Origin of the sequence: Ruminococcus sp. AM43-6, assembly GCF_003461785.1 — a bacterium.
In the GTDB taxonomy this organism is placed as follows: Bacteria; Bacillota; Clostridia; order Oscillospirales; family Ruminococcaceae; genus Hominimerdicola; species Hominimerdicola aceti.
In genome coordinates this window covers 17,100-34,109 of sequence record NZ_QTXU01000011.1, presented here as the reverse complement: position 1 = coordinate 34,109, position 17,010 = coordinate 17,100, and the positions used below count along the sequence as shown (strand labels likewise).

Below are 17,010 nucleotides of genomic sequence, written 5' to 3'. Positions count from 1 at the left end.
TTAGCGATTTTCAAAAAAAGTTATAAAAAAGCACAAAAAACTGTGCCGCCGATACATACCGACAGCACAGCTCAATTAAGAAAGAATGATTTGGAAGAATTACTCTACATTTTTGAGTGCCTCATCAAGAGGTACTTTCTTTACACGTCTTGTAAGGATAAATGCTATCACCGCATATGAAACGATACCGAGCAACGGCACTTCAACAAATATTTTTGCTGGCACATAATATGGCATCCAGCCTGAATACTGAGCGAAAGCAACTTTGAATATATACTTCAAAGTGACATTTACTATAGGAACAGTCAGCAGCATTGAGGCTATAACGACTATGGTCGTAGTCGTTATATAAAGGCTGTTTATTTCCCTGTTGTTGTAACCCAGTATCTTTGTCATAGAAATAGACTGGCTGTTCTTTTCTATTATGACCTTTGAAAGAAGATAAACAATTAGCATGAACATTATAACACCCGCTGTCGCAAACATACTTATCATAGAGCCCATAGACAGTATGAGCTGTCGTGATGTTTTTGTCAGGTCGTCTTTCGTTATAGTTGTCGCAATATACAGATCGTCTATATCCTTTATCTTTGTATTGGAGAAATAACCATTAAAATACCCGTCCTCAAGTCCAAAGGTCTTTATGAAGTCGCTGTCTGTCAGATAAACTGCTATAGTTGCAGGATCGTCATAGATACCCTCTACCTTAAAATTGTATTTTTTATCTCCGTAAGACTCTTTCAGCGTCACTTCATCGCCGACCTCTATGTTATACTTCTGAGAATAACCATCAGAGATAAACGCTCCGCCGTCTTTTATATCTGCATGAACGAACTTGCTGTTTTCTTTAACTCCGTAAATTGTTGCCGTTTCCTCTTTTAGCTTGTCATCGACAGTTTTAAGAGAGCCTGAACAGTATTTCTCTACACCCTCTGTTTTAGTTTCAACAGGCATTTTCAGCACATACTGATATTTGCTTATCATATTATCTTCTATTATATCCTGATAATGAAGAAGCATAGGCTTCATGCCAAGGCCAAAGAAGATGATAACATTAGCAAAAAGAATGCCAACAAACACTGTAATATAGTTAGGAATGTTCTGGAAGATGACTCTAAGTCTGAAACGCTTTAATATGCCTATCCTTGTGTTGAGCTTAAAAGCCTTTTTCTTCTGACGCTTTTTAAGATCACGCCTTAAAAATTTAAGCGGTGAAAGACTTAGTTTATTTACAAGCATTACAAGGTTTATTACGAAAAGTATTATAAGAGGAACTACTGTCGTCTTTATAAACGCATCTGCGTTCCAGATCGTTTTGTATGTTGGCAGACTGTAGCTTCCATAGTACGCTTTGACCGCAAAATCCTTAAAGCAGGTGTAACCAAGTATGTTGCCTACAATGGCAGATACAAGCACGACTATCATAGGCGTTGCAAGATAATGTCTTACAAGCTCGCCCTTGGTGTAACCTGAGGCTCTGAGCGTACCTATAACGTTTGCTTCTTTTGCAATGGTGTTTCCCGTTGTTATAGCAAAAACAAATGCGATTATGACCATAACAAGATAAAGAAAAACTGTTATCATTGTGTTATCGCCCTTAATATCGTCGCCTGTAAAATGTATCGCCTGATTTGAGTATTCAGGAATAAACTGAGTGAGCATTGAGATTCCATTTATATGCTTCATGACCTTCTCAGCCATATTCTGAGCTTCCTCGTCGTTTGCCGGGGTTTTATCATATTTCCATGAGTAGCTGTAATGAAGATCAGCCTCACCATAATCGTCAAAAAGCGTATCGGTAACGATAGCTACACCGAACTTCAAAGCGTCAAACATCATATCAGACGGATTAGAATACAGTGCGCTGTAATCTGAAAGTGCAATAAGACCTGTTATCTTAAGCTTCTTGCCACCGACCGTCAGGCTGTCGCCAACTTTAAGCTTGTTATTGTCAGCATACATTCTGTCAATAGCGATCTCGTCATCAGCAGAAGGAAGCTCACCGTCCATTATACATATCTTGTCGATATCCTTACGATTTTTGAAAAGCCTGATAGTGCTGTCAACTTCTTTTGTTTCTTTGTCAAGATAAAAATTTTCGTATACCTTTATCTTCTCCTCACCGTCCTCTATCTTCTTGATAGCATCATCATCGGCTTTTTGAAGAAGTTCAAAATTTCCGCTTTCGATATTGTATTTCTCAAAGCTTTCGTCATAAGCAACAGACATACTGCCTGCCGCAACAAGAAAGCCTGATACTATGCCTATCATCATTGTGATGAACAAAAACAGAACGATGTATTTTCCTATTTCGCCCTTAAGTTCTCTGGGCAAACGCTTGATAAGAGGGTTTTTCATGCTGCCCCTCCTTACCAATCAAGCTCTGCGGCTGTGAGCTTAGTTTCATTAAGATAATTCTTTCTTATCATACCATCTCTGAGCTTTACAACTCTGTCAGCCATTTGCTTGATAGCGTCATTATGTGTTACCATTATGATAGTGTTGCCATACTTCTTGTTTACGTCCTCTATAAGCTGTAATATCTCCTTGGAGGTATTGTAGTCAAGCGCACCTGTGGGCTCGTCGCAGAGCAGGATATCAGGGTTCTTGACGATGGCTCTGCCAATAGCAGTTCTCTGCTGCTGACCTCCCGAAAGCTGATTAGGAAGCTTGTGACGATGCTCGTAAAGCCCAAGGGTTTTAAGCAGGTCGTCAACGTCAAGAGGGTTGTCGCTAAGATATGCGCCTACCTCGATATTCTCCTTGATATTCAGGTTAGGTATAAGGTTGTACATCTGGAAGATATAACCCAAGTGCTTTCTTCTGTAAAGGGTCAATGCCTTTTCGTTCATGTCGGCTGTTTTTTCGCCGTTTATTGAGATATACCCCTCGTCAGCGGCGTCAATTCCTCCTATAATGTTCAAAAGTGTTGATTTACCTGAGCCTGACGGTCCGAGAAGCACGCAGAACTCTCCTTTTTCTATTTCGATATCAATGCCCTTAAGCACTTCAACTCTGCTCTCGCCCTCGCCAAAATGCTTTTTTATGTTCTTTATTTCAAGAAACACATTCATTCCCCTTTCCAACTATTTATTTTAATAATATATCTTTGCCGTCTTTAAACGTCATATCATACATATTTGTATGCCATAACTTACTTTACATTGTGGTTAATTACAACTAACTGATATATCTGATAAATCCCGCCGAAAAAGGCGGGATCTAACGATATAAATATTACTGATTTAGCCGTTTGTCGTGCTTTGCAAAGCAAAGCTTACAAGCTTGTCGAGAGCGTCATCAGATATCTGAGAAACAATAGCCACCGAGTCATTCTCGGCATTTTTTCTCTCAACGCCCACACGGTTTTCAAGAAAATCCTGAAGTATCACACTTGGAGTATAAAGCTCATTAGCTGCCTTTATGCCCTCAGATGTCAGTGTGATCTCACGGTAAGGCTCTTTGATTATATAGCCCTCGTCTATAAGCTTCTGAGTCATCTTGACGGTGCTTGCCTTTGTCACGCCCAGAACAGAAGCTACCTCTGTGGACTTGACAGGTCTGCCGTTCTGACCCAGTCTGTATATGGCAAATAAATACCTTTTCTGTGATTTAGTCAGCATTCAGATGACCTCCCCGAAGTTTATTACTGTTTTATCATGATCTGTGACAGCGAGAAGAATTTGGACAACAGCCGCAGCTGCCACCGCAAGAGCTTTTGCCCTGTTTCTTATCCTTTACGAGCTTGTAAATTATAGCTGCCACGATAGCAATGAGAATCACTGCAATCAGAATCGTACCGCCTACTGTGTCCATAATTATCCTCCCAACTGTTTATGCAAGATCAGTGATGATATTTGCTTTTTATTATGCGTTTGCGCCTACCTTAACGTCCTTTTCAAGCTTTGTGCTTTCCTTATAAGGTCTAACGAGCATATAGATGATAAGAGCGATAAGAGCTATTGCAAAGATAAGACCAATAACATTCACATTACCAGTGAAGAGGTTGCCAAGCTGATTTACGATAAGTGCGATAACATAAGCAAAACCACACTCGTAGCCAATAGCGAACCAGAACCACTTTCTGCTGTTCATCTCACGCTTGATAGCTCCCATTGCTGCGAAACAAGGTGCGCAGAGGAGGTTGAAGATAAGGAATGACATACCTGTGATGCCAGTGAATGCAGCACCGATAGCAGAGTAAACTGAACCATCTCCGCCGCCGTAAAGGATACCCATTGTACCAACGATGTTCTCCTTAGCAACAAGACCTGTAACAGCTGCAACAGTTGCCTGCCAGTTGCCCCAGCCAAGAGGTGCGAAGATCCAGCAGATAGCCTTACCAATGTGAGCCAGAATACTGTATTCCATCTGGTCTTCTGTGAGCATACCGAACGAACCGTCTACCCAGCCGAAGTATGAAGTGAACCATACGAAGATAGTTGACAGTGTGATGATAGTACCAGCCTTCTTGATGAATGACCAGCCACGCTCCCACATTGATCTGAGTACGTTGCCTACTGTAGGGATATGGTAAGCAGGAAGCTCCATAACGAATGGTGCAGGATCTCCTGCGAACATCTTTGTCTTTTTCAGCATGATACCTGAAATGATGATAGCTGCGATACCGATGAAGTATGCGCCTGTTGCTACCCAAGCAGAGCCGCCGAAGATAGCGCCTGCGATCATTGCAATAAATGGCGTCTTAGCACCGCAAGGGATAAATGTTGTTGTCATGACAGTCATACGTCTGTCACGCTCGTTCTCGATAGTTCTTGAAGCCATGATACCAGGGATACCGCAACCAGTACCGATAAGGATAGGAATAAATGACTTTCCTGAAAGACCGAACTTTCTGAAGATCCTGTCCATTACGAATGCGATACGAGCCATGTAACCGCAAGCCTCAAGGATAGCAAGAAGAATGAAGAGTACGAGCATCTGTGGTACAAATCCAAGAACCGCACCAACACCGGCAACGATACCGTCAAGGATAAGACCCTTGAGCCAATCTGCGCAGTTTACTGCGTCAAGACCGCTTTCGATAAGTACAGGGATACCTGGTACCCATACGCCGTAATCAGCAGGATCCGGATCAGCGAAGTTATACTTCTCAGCGGCTGCAACTGCAGCTTCCAGATCAGCATACTTAGCTGTTTTTGTTGTTTCTTCAAGTGTTTCCTCGTCCTCTACTGTATAATCAGCAGTTGCGGACTTATCTACTGTAGCAAGCAGATTGTCTGCTGTTGTCTTTGCAGCGGCAGCATCAAAGTCATCAGCCTCGTTGTCGATAGCCTCGCCGCCCTGCTGCTCGATAAATGCGTTGATTATGTCAAGCGAGCTGCCATATTCGTCAGCAGCGTCCTCAGCGTCAGATGAACCGATACCGAACAGATGCCAACCGTCACCAAAGAGTCCGTCGTTTGCCCAGTCAGTTGCGGCTGAACCTACTGTTACCATTGAGATATAGTAAACAAGGAACATAACTACTGCAAAGATAGGAAGACCGAGCCAACGGTTCGTTACGATCTTATCGATCTTATCTGATGTTGTAAGACCACCCTGATTTTTCTTTTTATAGCAATCCTTGATTATTGAAGCTATGTAAATGTATCTCTCGTTTGTTATGATACTCTCCGAGTCGTCGTCCATTTCTTTTTCAGCAGCGCAGATATCCTTTTCGATATGAGCCTTTACCTGCTCAGACATACCGAGCTGTTCAATGACCTTCTCATCTCTCTCGAATATCTTTATAGCGTACCATCTCTGCTGTTCTTCAGCAACATCATGAAGAAATGCTTCCTCAATATGAGCAATAGCGTGTTCAACAACGCCGTTGAATGAATGCTGAGGTACCATTGGAACTTTTGACTCAGCAGCCTTTACTGCAAGCTCAGCAGCTTCCTTGATACCAGTGCCTTTAAGTGCGGATATCTCACAGACCTGACAGCCAAGCTCCTTAGCAAGCTGATCTGTATTTATCTTGTCGCCATTCTTTTTAACAACGTCCATCATGTTGATAGCAACAACAACAGGGATACCAAGCTCAACAAGCTGTGTTGTAAGATAAAGGTTTCTTTCGAGGTTTGTACCGTCGATGATATTGAGGATAGCGTCCGGACGCTCGCTTATAAGATAGTTTCTTGCAACTACTTCCTCAAGTGTGTAAGGTGAAAGTGAGTAGATACCGGGAAGGTCCATGATAACTACGTCCTTATGACCCTTGAGCTTACCCTCTTTCTTTTCAACTGTTACGCCCGGCCAGTTACCTACGAACTGGTTTGAACCTGTAAGAGCGTTGAAAAGAGTTGTTTTACCGCAGTTAGGGTTACCTGCGAGAGCAATTTTGATCTCCATACAATTTGATCCTTTCAGAATTTCGGCACTCTGATATATCCTCATCTTCTAAGTACACATCAGCTCTGCCGATGAAATTTTTGCTGTTTGCCTGAACTATGTATCAGACCGTTTCGATCATCTCAGCGTCAGCCTTTCTGAGCGAAAGCTCATAGCCTCTGACTGTTACTTCGATAGGGTCGCCCAAAGGTGCGACCTTTCTTACATGGACTTCAACACCCTTTGTGATGCCCATATCCATGATCCTTCTCTTTACAGCACCAGTGCCGTTGAGCTTCTTCACGGTAACTGTTGAACCGATCTTAGCTTCTTTCAATGTTGCCATAACCTGTTCCTCCTAACTATACAAAATATCTTCAAACATATTTATCATGGCTTGACCGCCAAATGTTTCCTATACCATTATCTTCGCAGCCATTTCCTTTGAAACAGCTACTCTTGATTCTTTGACCTTAACGATAACGTTTCCTCCGATAGTGCTTACTACCGTTACCGTTCCACCTGCGACAAAACCAAGATTTTCAAGAAACTTTCTTGTTTCAGGTTTTCCGCCTACTTTCTTTATCATGTTTTCTTCCCCTACGTTTGCAAATGTCAGCGGCATCATTCAGACCCTCCTGTTCTTTTGTCAGTATCCAAAGTTAGATTCATCTAACTTTCAGGCTTATTAAAAAGGTTAGCATTTTCTAACCCGTAATATAGTTTAGCACGGCTAACCGAATTTGTCAAGACTAAATGTGCCGTTTTTTCAATTTTGTAAGCTTGCACAAAAACATAAGTTAGTTAAGTATAACTTTAGTTAGTTTTTAATAACTCGATTACTGCACAAACGCAGACAGAAAAGCAAAACTGCCTTTTTCCGCCTGCGTTTGCAGTTGACATTATTACATTAGAGATATATGCTTACTTAGCAAGAGCCTCGCCCAAAGTCTTGCAGCTTGCGAGAGCGTCGTCGTCAGGAGTTTCGTTTACAATAAGTCCCTCGCCATTTACAAGCGTTGCACCATCGTCCGTAACTCTGTCCTGCCACTGACGCATCCACTCGCCGTCACCCCAGCCGTACGAGCCGAAGAGTGCTACCTTTTTGCCTGAGAGCTTGCCCTCGATACCTGCGAAAAATGGCTCGAACTCACTGTCCTCAAGCTCCTCTGCTCCCATTGCAGGGCATCCAAGAGCTATTGCGTCATAATCCTCAACATTGCCGCTGAACTCAGAAACTGCGAAGCACTCTGCGCCTGCACCCTCTGCAACTGCCTTTGCCATAGCCTCTGTGTTGCCTGTACCGCTCCAATAAATTACTGCTGTTTTCATTATGATTACCTCCTAAGAAATTTTCAGGGCTTGGTAAATGCTTTCGCCCTGAGCAAGTTTATTACACAGATAATTTCTGCACTTGTCATAGTTATTAAAAATACGTCTTGCTCTGTTCTCGTCAGAATAGACTTTCCAATATCCGCAGAGAAGATAGTTTCTTCCCTTGTTCCGTATGAACCCTGTCACATCATCAACAGGATAGCCAAGAAACAGACCTATCTCATGAGGAAAATCCTCACTTGCGGATATTCTTCCAGACAGCCTTTCAAGCTGCTGTTCAAGGGTCATACGGCTGTCATAGCCAAAGCTTTCAAGAAGCTTTCTTACTCTGTTGTCTGCAAGTCTGTCAGATAAAAGCTTTTCGTTATAGAGAAAAAGCAGCTTTCTGCTTTTGCACTCGCAAAGCACTGTTAGCTTCATGCCCTTTGTATATGCCCTGCTGTTGAAAAGCTCGACATTCTCTTCAAGCCCATCCTTGTTCTTTTCCATTGACATAAGACAGGCAGGCTTTATTCCAAGCATTGCAGGGGCAAGATGATAAGCCATGCTTTTTTCAAAATTTCTCAGCTCAGACTGTGACATAGTCCCTCCTTTGGTTAGAAATTCCTAACCTATACATATAGATCTATGCGTTTACAACGCCTTTAGTACAATATTTTTCAAGCACGTTCTTCAAAGCCGAACAGCTTGATGAATGGCATATAGCCACGGGAAAATCAAGTTTGCTTGCTCTTTGGTTAAGACCATTGAGCATTTTATGTGACACTGTATCAGTAAACACCACTGCCAGATCAGGACTGCCTATCTTCTTATCAAAACCTGTAGGATATTTGATGAACACCTTAGCCTTGCAATCATATGATTTGCAGATATCCTTATAGCGTGTTGCCATACGGTCATTTCCGCCTACTATTATAACGCTCATACTTTTCTTAACTCCTCCTTTACAATAATTTAGGTTAGTATTTACTAACCATATTCATATTAGCATAAACTAACCACGTTTGTCAAGGGAAACTTATGTCAGAAGTATAAACTTTTCACATGATAAAATATTCACGGCAAAAGCGAAGATACTATATATAATATGCGTTAAATATCGCAGATTATGTTTGGTATTATTTTGCAAAAAAAAAAAAAACGGCGAAGTGTCAAAAGACACAACGCCGTAAAAAACAAATATTATTTGCTTAAAAGCTCTGCGAATTGTTTCATGAATGCCTCGCACACAACCTTGCCGCCTTCGCCATTTGGGTGTCCGCCATAGAGCGCACCCGCTGGGTTTTCAGGTGTTGAAAGCTGTGACGCAAAGTCAAAATACTCTGCGCCGTATTTGTCAGCCGTCTGCTTTTCAGTATCGTTAAGTGCGGTTCTCACCGCTTCGTGTTCCTCGTCATAATCCTGTGGAGGAGCATTGAACAAGATAGTCTTACAGCCTGCCGCCTGAGATTGTTCAAGGATAGTGCTTATATAGCCATTCACCTCGTCGGCATTGTTTCCGCCGTCGCCGCCGTATTCGCCCGAAACGATGTCATTTGTGCCGAACGCAACTATCATGATGTCACTGTTGAGCGCTCTTCCGAGCCAATTGCCTTTCTGTGAGCAATCGCTCGCTCTCGCCCAGCCAAGACCGCAGTTCCAGAAAGCATAATCAGAACCAAGCTCTTTTGCAATGCGTGCCGCCCAGAACTCATACGCCATGAAGTCTGTCATACAGCCCTGTGTGATAGAGTCGCCGATAGCCGTAACACGATATTTCACATCACGCTTTGCTCCTATAAGAAGCGGCAGTGGCACATCGTCACAATAAGTGAAATCGCTGCCGTTTTTCGATGATGTGGTAGACGTGAGGTTTGACATCTTGTTGCATGGAATATCTCTTCCCGTCACCGTCCATTCCCACACGAGATAATGATCCTCAGGGATATTCAGGGTAACAGGGTCGCTCCAAAAAGTTTCCGCAGGTGCGACTTTCTTTGAGCCTGCACCGTCAAATGTTACCTCAGTGCGTGAGGTTATCTCGTCATCCGGACCTGTTCCGCCGTCACAGACATAAGCCGAGGAAATCTCATACTCTCCGCCCTCTTTGCCTGCAAAAGCCTGCTTTCCGTCAGCGTTGTATGTAGAATCCACAGTATTTGAAAAATAGAAAGCGTATTCAAGCTCTCCGTATTCCTCCAGTGGAAAATATGCTCTGTATGTTACCTCGTTAGCTTTCTTTACCACAAAATTGTTTCCCGTGGCAACGTAAGTGTTCGACACATATGTATCGAACTTATCATCAGCTATCTTACAGCTTTCCACCGCAGGCTTTTCATCAGCCTTTGAGCTTGACTTATCAACCACGCTGCTGTCAGCGCTTTGACCGCAGGCTGCCGCAGACAGTGACAAAGCCGCTGCCATTATAAGTGATATTACCTTTTTCATCTATGTTTTTCCTTTATTAAAGACTATTAGTCCATAGCAGCCTTTATTGCAGCCATAAGCTCATCATATGTTTCATAAGCAGGAAGCTCAGGATATTCAGCCTTTATGCTGTCGGTACTTCTGAAAAGGAAGCCTGCCTTGCTCGCCTGAATCATGCCAAGGTCATTGTGGCTGTCACCGCTTGCGATAGTTTCAAAGCCGATAGACTGGAGAGCCTTTACAGTTGTGAGCTTTGACTTTTCACATCTCATCTTGAAGCCTGTGATCTCGCCGTTGTCAGCAACTTCAAGTGTGTTGCAGAAGATAGTAGGATAACCAAGCTTCTTCATAAGAGGACCTGCGAACTGCGAAAATGTGTCGCTGATGATTATTACCTGAGTGAAGCTTCTCAGCTCGTCAAGAAACTCCTTTGCGCCTGGCATTGGGTCGATAGTTGCGATAGTATCCTGAATTTCCTTAAGACCAAGACCATGCTCCTTAAGAATGTTGATACGGTATTTCATAAGCTTGTCATAGTCTGGCTCATCTCTTGTTGTTCTTTTAAGCTCAGGGATACCTGTAGCCTCAGCAAAAGCTATCCATATCTCAGGAACGAGAACTCCCTCAAGGTCAAGACAAGTGATATACATACTCATAATTATTTCCTCCTTAGAAATATACAAAAAATTCGTAATTTGATTATACCATACTTTTTATAATAATACAAGAGTTTTGCTTTAAATCATTAAGGCAAAAATAATACAAAAAAATCGTTGCCCATTGTAAAATTGCGCTGTTACCCCTTTCTGACACTTGACAAATTGTGTTACATATGCTGTAACTAATACATATACTAATTATAAATCATTATTAATAAACAATGAAAAGAGGTGATACATATTTCTACAAGAAAAGACGGTATCGAAACGAAAAAAAAGATACTCACTGTATGCGTCCAACTGTTTCTGGAACAGGGGTATAAACAGACAACTATCTCACAGATAGTGAAAAAAGCTGGCGTTGCAAGAGGAAGCTTTCAGAATTTATTCTCCACAAAAGACGCTATTCTAATGGAACTTGTGGGCACGATGTTCAGCGGACAATTTGGAGTGGCAAAGAACATTGTTGGTGATAATATGTCGCCGATATACACATATGCTGTGGAAACTGCCATACAGATAACCCTCACTGAGCTGAATGAAAATCTCCGAGAGATCTACATTGAGGCTTATACTATGCCTGAAACGGCTGAGTATATCTATGTTCACACTACGTCGGAACTGAAGCAGATATTCGGTTCGAATTTTCCGGGCTATACCGAAAGCGATTTCTATGAAATGGAAATCGGAACATCAGGAATAATGCGCAACTATATGGCAAGAAAATGCGATATCCATTTCCCGCTTGACCACAAGCTTAGACGTTTTCTTACGGCGGCAATGCGAGTGTATAAAGTACCGGAGGAAGAACAGGCAAAAGTGCTTGCATTTATCAGATTGCTTGATATTAGAGCTATCGCCACAGAGGTCATGTATAAGCTGTTTGCAATGCTGGAAATGACATTCGATTTTAAACTTTCAAAAGATGATGAAGAGGGGGAAACAAGATGAAAAAACGGTTATTGAGCATCATACTTACTCTATGTATGGTAATGTCCATTACACCATTGAACGCATTTGCGGTCACAGAATATGGCATATGGATAGGCGAAGAACAGGTAACATCTGATAAAACATGGAGCAAACAGGGCTGGAAATACGATATACAAAGCAAGACCCTGACGCTTCTTGGTTACAATATGGCGACTATAGGCAAACGTATAAACGGCAACAGCGAAAGACCCAGCCGATTTGGTCTTATATACGTTGAAGGCGAACAAGATCTGACCATAAAGCTTGTCGGCAGCATTGATCTTGGCGACAGCCCATTTTCAAGCCAAGCCGCAACAAAATACAATGAGAGCTACAGCGGAATTTACGCTCCTGACAGTAATATCACTATCATTGGCGACGGAACATTTTCAGCAGTAACACATGACGCAGCAATATACTGCTCAAATCTTACTATCGGCGACGGAACTGAACAAAATGCTACTAATGTATCGTGCGAAAGCTTCGGCGCTTGCATTATCGTAAAGTATAATATGATAGTTAATGACTACAGCACTGTCTGGGCTTGCGCAAACGGACCAACTGTGGGCATGAACGGCATTTATGTTGAGGGTTCGCTTTATGTAAACGGCACTAATACCACCGTAGAGGGTCGTGCTACATACAGACCTGTTAAGGGAGAGTGCACCAATTACACACACTACAGACCAAAAAATCTCACTTCAGGCGGATATTTCAACAATGCAGGTTCAACTATTGCAGGAATAATGGTATATGGAATTTTGACAGTTGACGGCAGTAAGGTCGAAGGTAACGTCTTTAAAGAGATATACAAACCACAAGAGTATGATTCAGAATACACCTCAGGCCTTGAAGCAGGCGGTATCGTAATAAAGAACAACGCCACAGTAGAAGGCAGAAACATTAATCCGTCCACGCCGGGATTCATGGAATATGGCGTACAAGTTCACCATTACGCCATAAAATTTTTAGGAAAAGGACGTGTCCGTGCCGGAACAGAGTATGTGGATTATGAAAGCGTCAATCGTGGTTTCCGTAAATCAGGCGGCAACGAAATAACAGTTTCGGGACGGCTGAAACTCTATGAAAGCGATACTTGTCCCGCTGACTTCAAGAAGTTTGCGCAGTATGGCTTCGGAGGGTATACAGAGTATTATACAGAAAACATGGATGACATCTATATAAAAGATGATAATGGCCGTGGTAAAATGTCATATTTCAAGGATATGCATGATTATGAAACATTTTATTTAGCAAGCGGAATAGATCTAAAAGATATATATGAAATCGATCTGGACACCAACGTTCCATTTGATGTAAACATACTTTCAGGCGATATCAAAATGAACATAGATATCAAAAGCGGTTTTGAGCTTCCGAAGATCATTGTCTATGACGGCGCAACTTTAAAATTAAAGACCTCCCCTGATAAAACATATAATTTCACTTATCCTATCGAGCTGAAAGGCGGCACGATAGAATTTACAAACAGTGCGATCGTGCGAGGACTTAACATTGTAGGAGAGGGCAAGGTCATCATTGATAGCGGAAACTACTCTGGAACGCTTGGTGACAACGTAATCTTGCAGATATCAGGCGGAAGCGCTGACTTCAATGACAACGGCAAGGCTGTGGACGCAAAAGGAAACTCGGTACACAAGTACACCTATGTTGCAAGGGGTGCAGATGGCAATGAGTTTATAGGCAGTGCTAACACACGTCAGCCGCCATATGACGATTTTTATGGCTATAACCGCTCAGAAATATTCCATGACGGAAACAAGCTTCATCTCTGGCTCAAGTCACAGGATTCCATTTATGGCGTGAATGCTTTTAAAATAAAAGCTGACGGCACTCTTGAAGATGAGAACACCTATTTTAATCTGCGTTATGGAACGAATATCTTAGAGCATAGGATACCTTTTGATCCTATAACATTAAAATACTTTGTTGTGAAAAAGAACGACGTCGTTACGCTGAAAACAATGGAAAACGAGCCGTCCTCACTGCAAGACAGTGATATCCGAGTAGAATGGTACAGTGTTGAAAACGACAAGCGCACAAAAATAAATGCCCATGGCACAAGCATGTATGTGGGGCGTATGGGCAACAGTGACAATGGTACGCATTATCAGGCAGATGTATATTATTTAGGCTGGGATTCCAAGCTCAATCATTCATATACCTATGACGCATATATCTTCATTGACGAACCGGTATTTACTGCTCCTGACAAATTCCACTTGGATAAAAAGGCAAAATTCGAGGTCACAAACAATACGCCAAATGGCGCAGTAAGGCTCAAATATCTATGGGAAGTGAGCAAGGACGGCGGAAAGACTTTCACCGCCATTGACGGAGAAACTTCTTCTGTTTACGAGCCTACTATAGAAAGCCAAATGAACGGCTGGCAGATAAGATGCAAAACATGGGTATCAACAGGCGACGGACAAAAAACTGAGCCGACCGTTTTCGGCCCTGTTACGATAAACTTCTCCGAAAAAGCACCGGTCATAGTAAAACACCCGCAAAGCGGTGCAACAAACGCTCCTAGCCAGCCTAAACCTGTTAAGCCCGGAGAAATAACTATCGTAATTGAACGTTACTATTTCTTCAATGTAGAAGCAACAGGCAGTGAACCGCTCCAATATCAGTGGCAGGAAAGCAGCGATAATGGAGAAACTTTCGTTGATATCCCACATACCAACGACAATTCACATTCATTAAAAGTGCGAAAAGAAAACAACGGAAAGCTTGTGCGCTGTGTTGTATCAAATGAATACGGCTCTGTAGTTTCAAATGCGGCAAAGCTTACAATATATTATTCTCCTGAGTTTACAGCCTCACTCGGCAATAAGACCATAAACAGCGGAGAAAAGGCTACATTCACACTTCCTATCGCTCAGGGAAATCCTTACGGAGCTGAGGTGATATGGCAGGTGAGCAAGGACGATGGAAAGACTTTTGCAGACGTTACCGAAGCTGACGGAACGTTCTCTCTTGATTCAAAAGTCGTGGACGGCAAAGAAAAATGGTCGACTACATTCACCACCTGTGCAACGAACATAAGCTTTAACGGATATATGTACAGATGTACGGTCAAGAACGCTGAAAATGCGGACTATGTGGGTACTTGGGTATCGGAAAAAGCAACGCTTACAGTAATAAGAAACTGCGCAGTAGACGGACATATATTTGACGAGGAAACGATAATCTCCGAGCCGACTTGCATCGATAAGGGTGTGAAGAGGTTTAATTGCTCCGAATGTTCACAGTACAAAGATGAGCCTATAAACCCATTGGGACATGATTGGAAAGAAGCGACCTGCACAGCTCCAAAGACCTGCAAACGCTGTCAGGCTACTGAGGGCGAGCCTATCGAACACAGCTTCGGCGATTATATATCCGACGAAAACGGACATTGGAAGCAGTGCAGTGAGTGCGGAACTGACAGCCAAAAGGAACTTCACGCCTACAAGTGGAATACGGAAGACGGCGAATATTGGCAGAAATGTACAATTTGCGGATATGAAACGAAAAAATCAACTATTTTGAAGATATCCATAAACGGAACTGACGAGACCTGTCCTTTAGGTGATTATGAATTTACATTTGCTCTGCCTGAGGGCTGTACTGACGTGACAGCAGGCTTCAGATTTGCAGGCGACGGTACGGAATTGGCGTTTACCGCAAAAGACGATCTTTACACCGCAAAGGTAAGTGCGTCAGATCTTGAGAGCGGAACAATGACGGTTTACGCTTCGGCAAAACTCAAAGACGGTTTTGTCATCTCAGGTGAAAAAGAAGTAACCGTGCTCGAAAACCATGTGGGCGGCACTGCGACTTGTACTGAAAAAGCAAAGTGCAAATTCTGTAATAAAGAATACGGCGACCTCGACCCGACAAATCACACAGGCAAACCTGTTTGGGACTTTGACAGTAAAGAACATGAAAAAAAATATGATTGCTGCGGCGAGGTGACTATCGAGAGAGAACCCCACGAATGGAACGCAGGCGAATGTACAGAGTGTGGATACAAGTGTACACATTCCGGCGGCAAGGCGACCTGCACAAAGAAAGCCACCTGCGATATCTGCGGCAGTGAATACGGCGATATCGACCCGAACGATCATGGAAAGCTCACACATATAGATAAAGTTGACGCAACACATGACAAAGAGGGAAATATCGAGTATTGGTACTGCGAAGAATGCGGCAAGTATTTTGGTGACAAGGACGGCACAAAGGAGATACAAAAGGCAGACACTATTACAGATAAGCTGAAAGACACTCCAAGTGATGACAAAAAAGATAACTCAAAGCCAGATAAAACGAAAGGCGATACTAACGAGAGCAAGACAGACAGCTCTACAGCAGAAAAGCCGAAAAACGATTCAAGCGAAATCAAGGCAGACAGCTCCACGGCTGATAAGCCTAAGAGCGAGCAGAAAAATCCACAGACCGGAAGCGGCAGTGGTATGAGCCTTTGGCTTGCAATGCTGTTGATAAGCGGCGGTGCGGCAATGGGAATAAAGAAAAAACACAAGAAATAACTGATCTCTTAACTGCACACAGCGGTTGTCTCAAACGGCAGCCGCTGTTTTTTTGATCAACATGACAAAAAATTTGTTACCCAAAGTTAAATTACCCCTTGACCTGTGGCGAAAATAGTAGTAAAATAGAAATGTAAATACAATAATTGAAAGGAATGTTCATCATGCCAAAGTTTATCGTTGAAACATCTGCACGTCACGTTCACGTTACTCAGGAAACTCTTGAGATACTGTTCGGAAAGGGTGCAACACTTACAAAGAAGAAAGATCTTTCACAGCCTGGTCAGTTTGCTTGCGAGGAGAGAGTTACAGTTGTAGGTCCTAAGAGAGAGCTTGCAAACGTATCTATCCTCGGTCCTGTAAGAAAAGCAGACCAGATCGAGCTTTCAGCTACAGACGCACGTTCTATCGGCGTTACCGCTCCTATCAGAGAGTCAGGCGACACAGCAGGCTCAGGCGCTTGCAAGCTTGTTGGCCCATGTGGCGAAGTTGAGTGTTCTGAAGGCGTTATCGTTGCTAAAAGACATATCCATATGACACCTGCTGACGCTGAAACATTCGGCGTAAAGGATAAGGATATCGTTGCAGTAAAGATAGAGTCTGCAGAAAGAACAGCTATCCTCTGCGACACTGTTATCAGAGTAAGCGACAAGTTCGCTCTTGCTATGCACATTGATACAGACGAGTCAAACGCTGTAGGCGCAGGCAGAGAGCAGTACGGCGAGATAGTAAAGCTCTAATATCGCAGT

Annotated in this window: 15 protein-coding genes; 3 read left to right on the top strand and 12 right to left on the bottom strand. The window is 42.8% G+C overall.

Annotation, left to right across the window (positions count from 1 at the left end; genetic code table 11):
• Window positions 1-99: 99 nt before the first annotated feature.
• From DW938_RS07725 to thrH, 12 genes are all read right to left on the bottom strand, one after another.
• Window positions 100-2,358, bottom strand: a complete 2,259-nt coding sequence (locus DW938_RS07725) for an ABC transporter permease (RefSeq protein ID WP_118124399.1) — start codon at window positions 2,356-2,358, stop codon at window positions 100-102.
• Window positions 2,359-2,369: 11 nt separating this feature from the next.
• On the bottom strand, window positions 2,370-3,068 hold the full coding sequence (locus tag DW938_RS07720; protein ID WP_117865143.1) for an ABC transporter ATP-binding protein: 699 nt from the start codon (window positions 3,066-3,068) through the stop codon (window positions 2,370-2,372).
• 177 nt (window positions 3,069-3,245) lie between these two features.
• The gene (locus DW938_RS07715) at window positions 3,246-3,623 is read right to left on the bottom strand and encodes a metal-dependent transcriptional regulator (protein WP_022288586.1); all 378 of its coding nucleotides are present in this window, start codon (window positions 3,621-3,623) and stop codon (window positions 3,246-3,248) included.
• Between the two features lie 34 nt (window positions 3,624-3,657).
• A complete protein-coding gene (locus DW938_RS07710; protein ID WP_118124398.1) occupies window positions 3,658-3,816 on the bottom strand; it encodes a FeoB-associated Cys-rich membrane protein in 159 nt (52 codons plus the stop codon).
• A 51-nt stretch (window positions 3,817-3,867) separates the two neighbouring features.
• Window positions 3,868-6,357, bottom strand: a complete 2,490-nt coding sequence (locus DW938_RS07705; RefSeq protein WP_118124397.1) for a ferrous iron transporter B — start codon at window positions 6,355-6,357, stop codon at window positions 3,868-3,870.
• 103 nt (window positions 6,358-6,460) lie between these two features.
• Window positions 6,461-6,682, bottom strand: coding sequence for a ferrous iron transport protein A (locus DW938_RS07700; protein ID WP_022288589.1), 222 nt, complete (start codon window positions 6,680-6,682; stop codon window positions 6,461-6,463).
• 69 nt (window positions 6,683-6,751) lie between these two features.
• Window positions 6,752-6,964 (bottom strand): FeoA family protein, encoded by a 213-nt coding sequence (locus DW938_RS07695; RefSeq protein WP_022288590.1) that lies wholly within the window; start codon window positions 6,962-6,964, stop codon window positions 6,752-6,754.
• Between the two features lie 296 nt (window positions 6,965-7,260).
• Entirely contained in the window at window positions 7,261-7,668 is a 408-nt protein-coding gene (locus DW938_RS07690; protein ID WP_118124396.1) for a flavodoxin, read from the bottom strand.
• Between the two features lie 12 nt (window positions 7,669-7,680).
• Window positions 7,681-8,253: a DUF3793 family protein gene (locus tag DW938_RS07685; RefSeq protein WP_118124395.1), complete on the bottom strand. Its 573-nt coding sequence runs from the start codon at window positions 8,251-8,253 to the stop codon at window positions 7,681-7,683.
• 43 nt (window positions 8,254-8,296) lie between these two features.
• Entirely contained in the window at window positions 8,297-8,596 is a 300-nt protein-coding gene (locus DW938_RS07680) for a DUF2325 domain-containing protein (protein ID WP_022288593.1), read from the bottom strand.
• A 257-nt stretch (window positions 8,597-8,853) separates the two neighbouring features.
• A complete protein-coding gene (locus DW938_RS07675; RefSeq protein ID WP_118124394.1) occupies window positions 8,854-10,098 on the bottom strand; it encodes an SGNH/GDSL hydrolase family protein in 1,245 nt (414 codons plus the stop codon).
• Window positions 10,099-10,124: 26 nt separating this feature from the next.
• Window positions 10,125-10,727 (bottom strand): bifunctional phosphoserine phosphatase/homoserine phosphotransferase ThrH, encoded by a 603-nt coding sequence (gene thrH / locus DW938_RS07670; protein ID WP_038673078.1) that lies wholly within the window; start codon window positions 10,725-10,727, stop codon window positions 10,125-10,127.
• Between the two features lie 240 nt (window positions 10,728-10,967).
• Here thrH and DW938_RS07665 point away from each other — a divergent pair, with 240 nt between their 5' ends.
• From DW938_RS07665 to DW938_RS07655, 3 genes are all read left to right on the top strand, one after another.
• Window positions 10,968-11,687 carry a TetR/AcrR family transcriptional regulator gene (locus tag DW938_RS07665; protein ID WP_242992447.1) on the top strand — a complete coding sequence of 240 codons (720 nt, stop codon included), beginning with the start codon at window positions 10,968-10,970 and terminating at the stop codon, window positions 11,685-11,687.
• Window positions 11,684-16,261 (top strand): NPXTG-anchored protein, encoded by a 4,578-nt coding sequence (locus DW938_RS07660; protein WP_118124393.1) that lies wholly within the window; start codon window positions 11,684-11,686, stop codon window positions 16,259-16,261. Before DW938_RS07665 ends, DW938_RS07660 begins: the two co-directional genes overlap by 4 nt.
• Window positions 16,262-16,425: 164 nt before the next feature.
• Complete coding sequence (locus DW938_RS07655) at window positions 16,426-17,001, top strand: phosphate propanoyltransferase (RefSeq protein ID WP_242992445.1); 576 nt, start codon at window positions 16,426-16,428, stop codon at window positions 16,999-17,001.
• The last annotated feature ends 9 nt before the right edge of the window (window positions 17,002-17,010 follow it).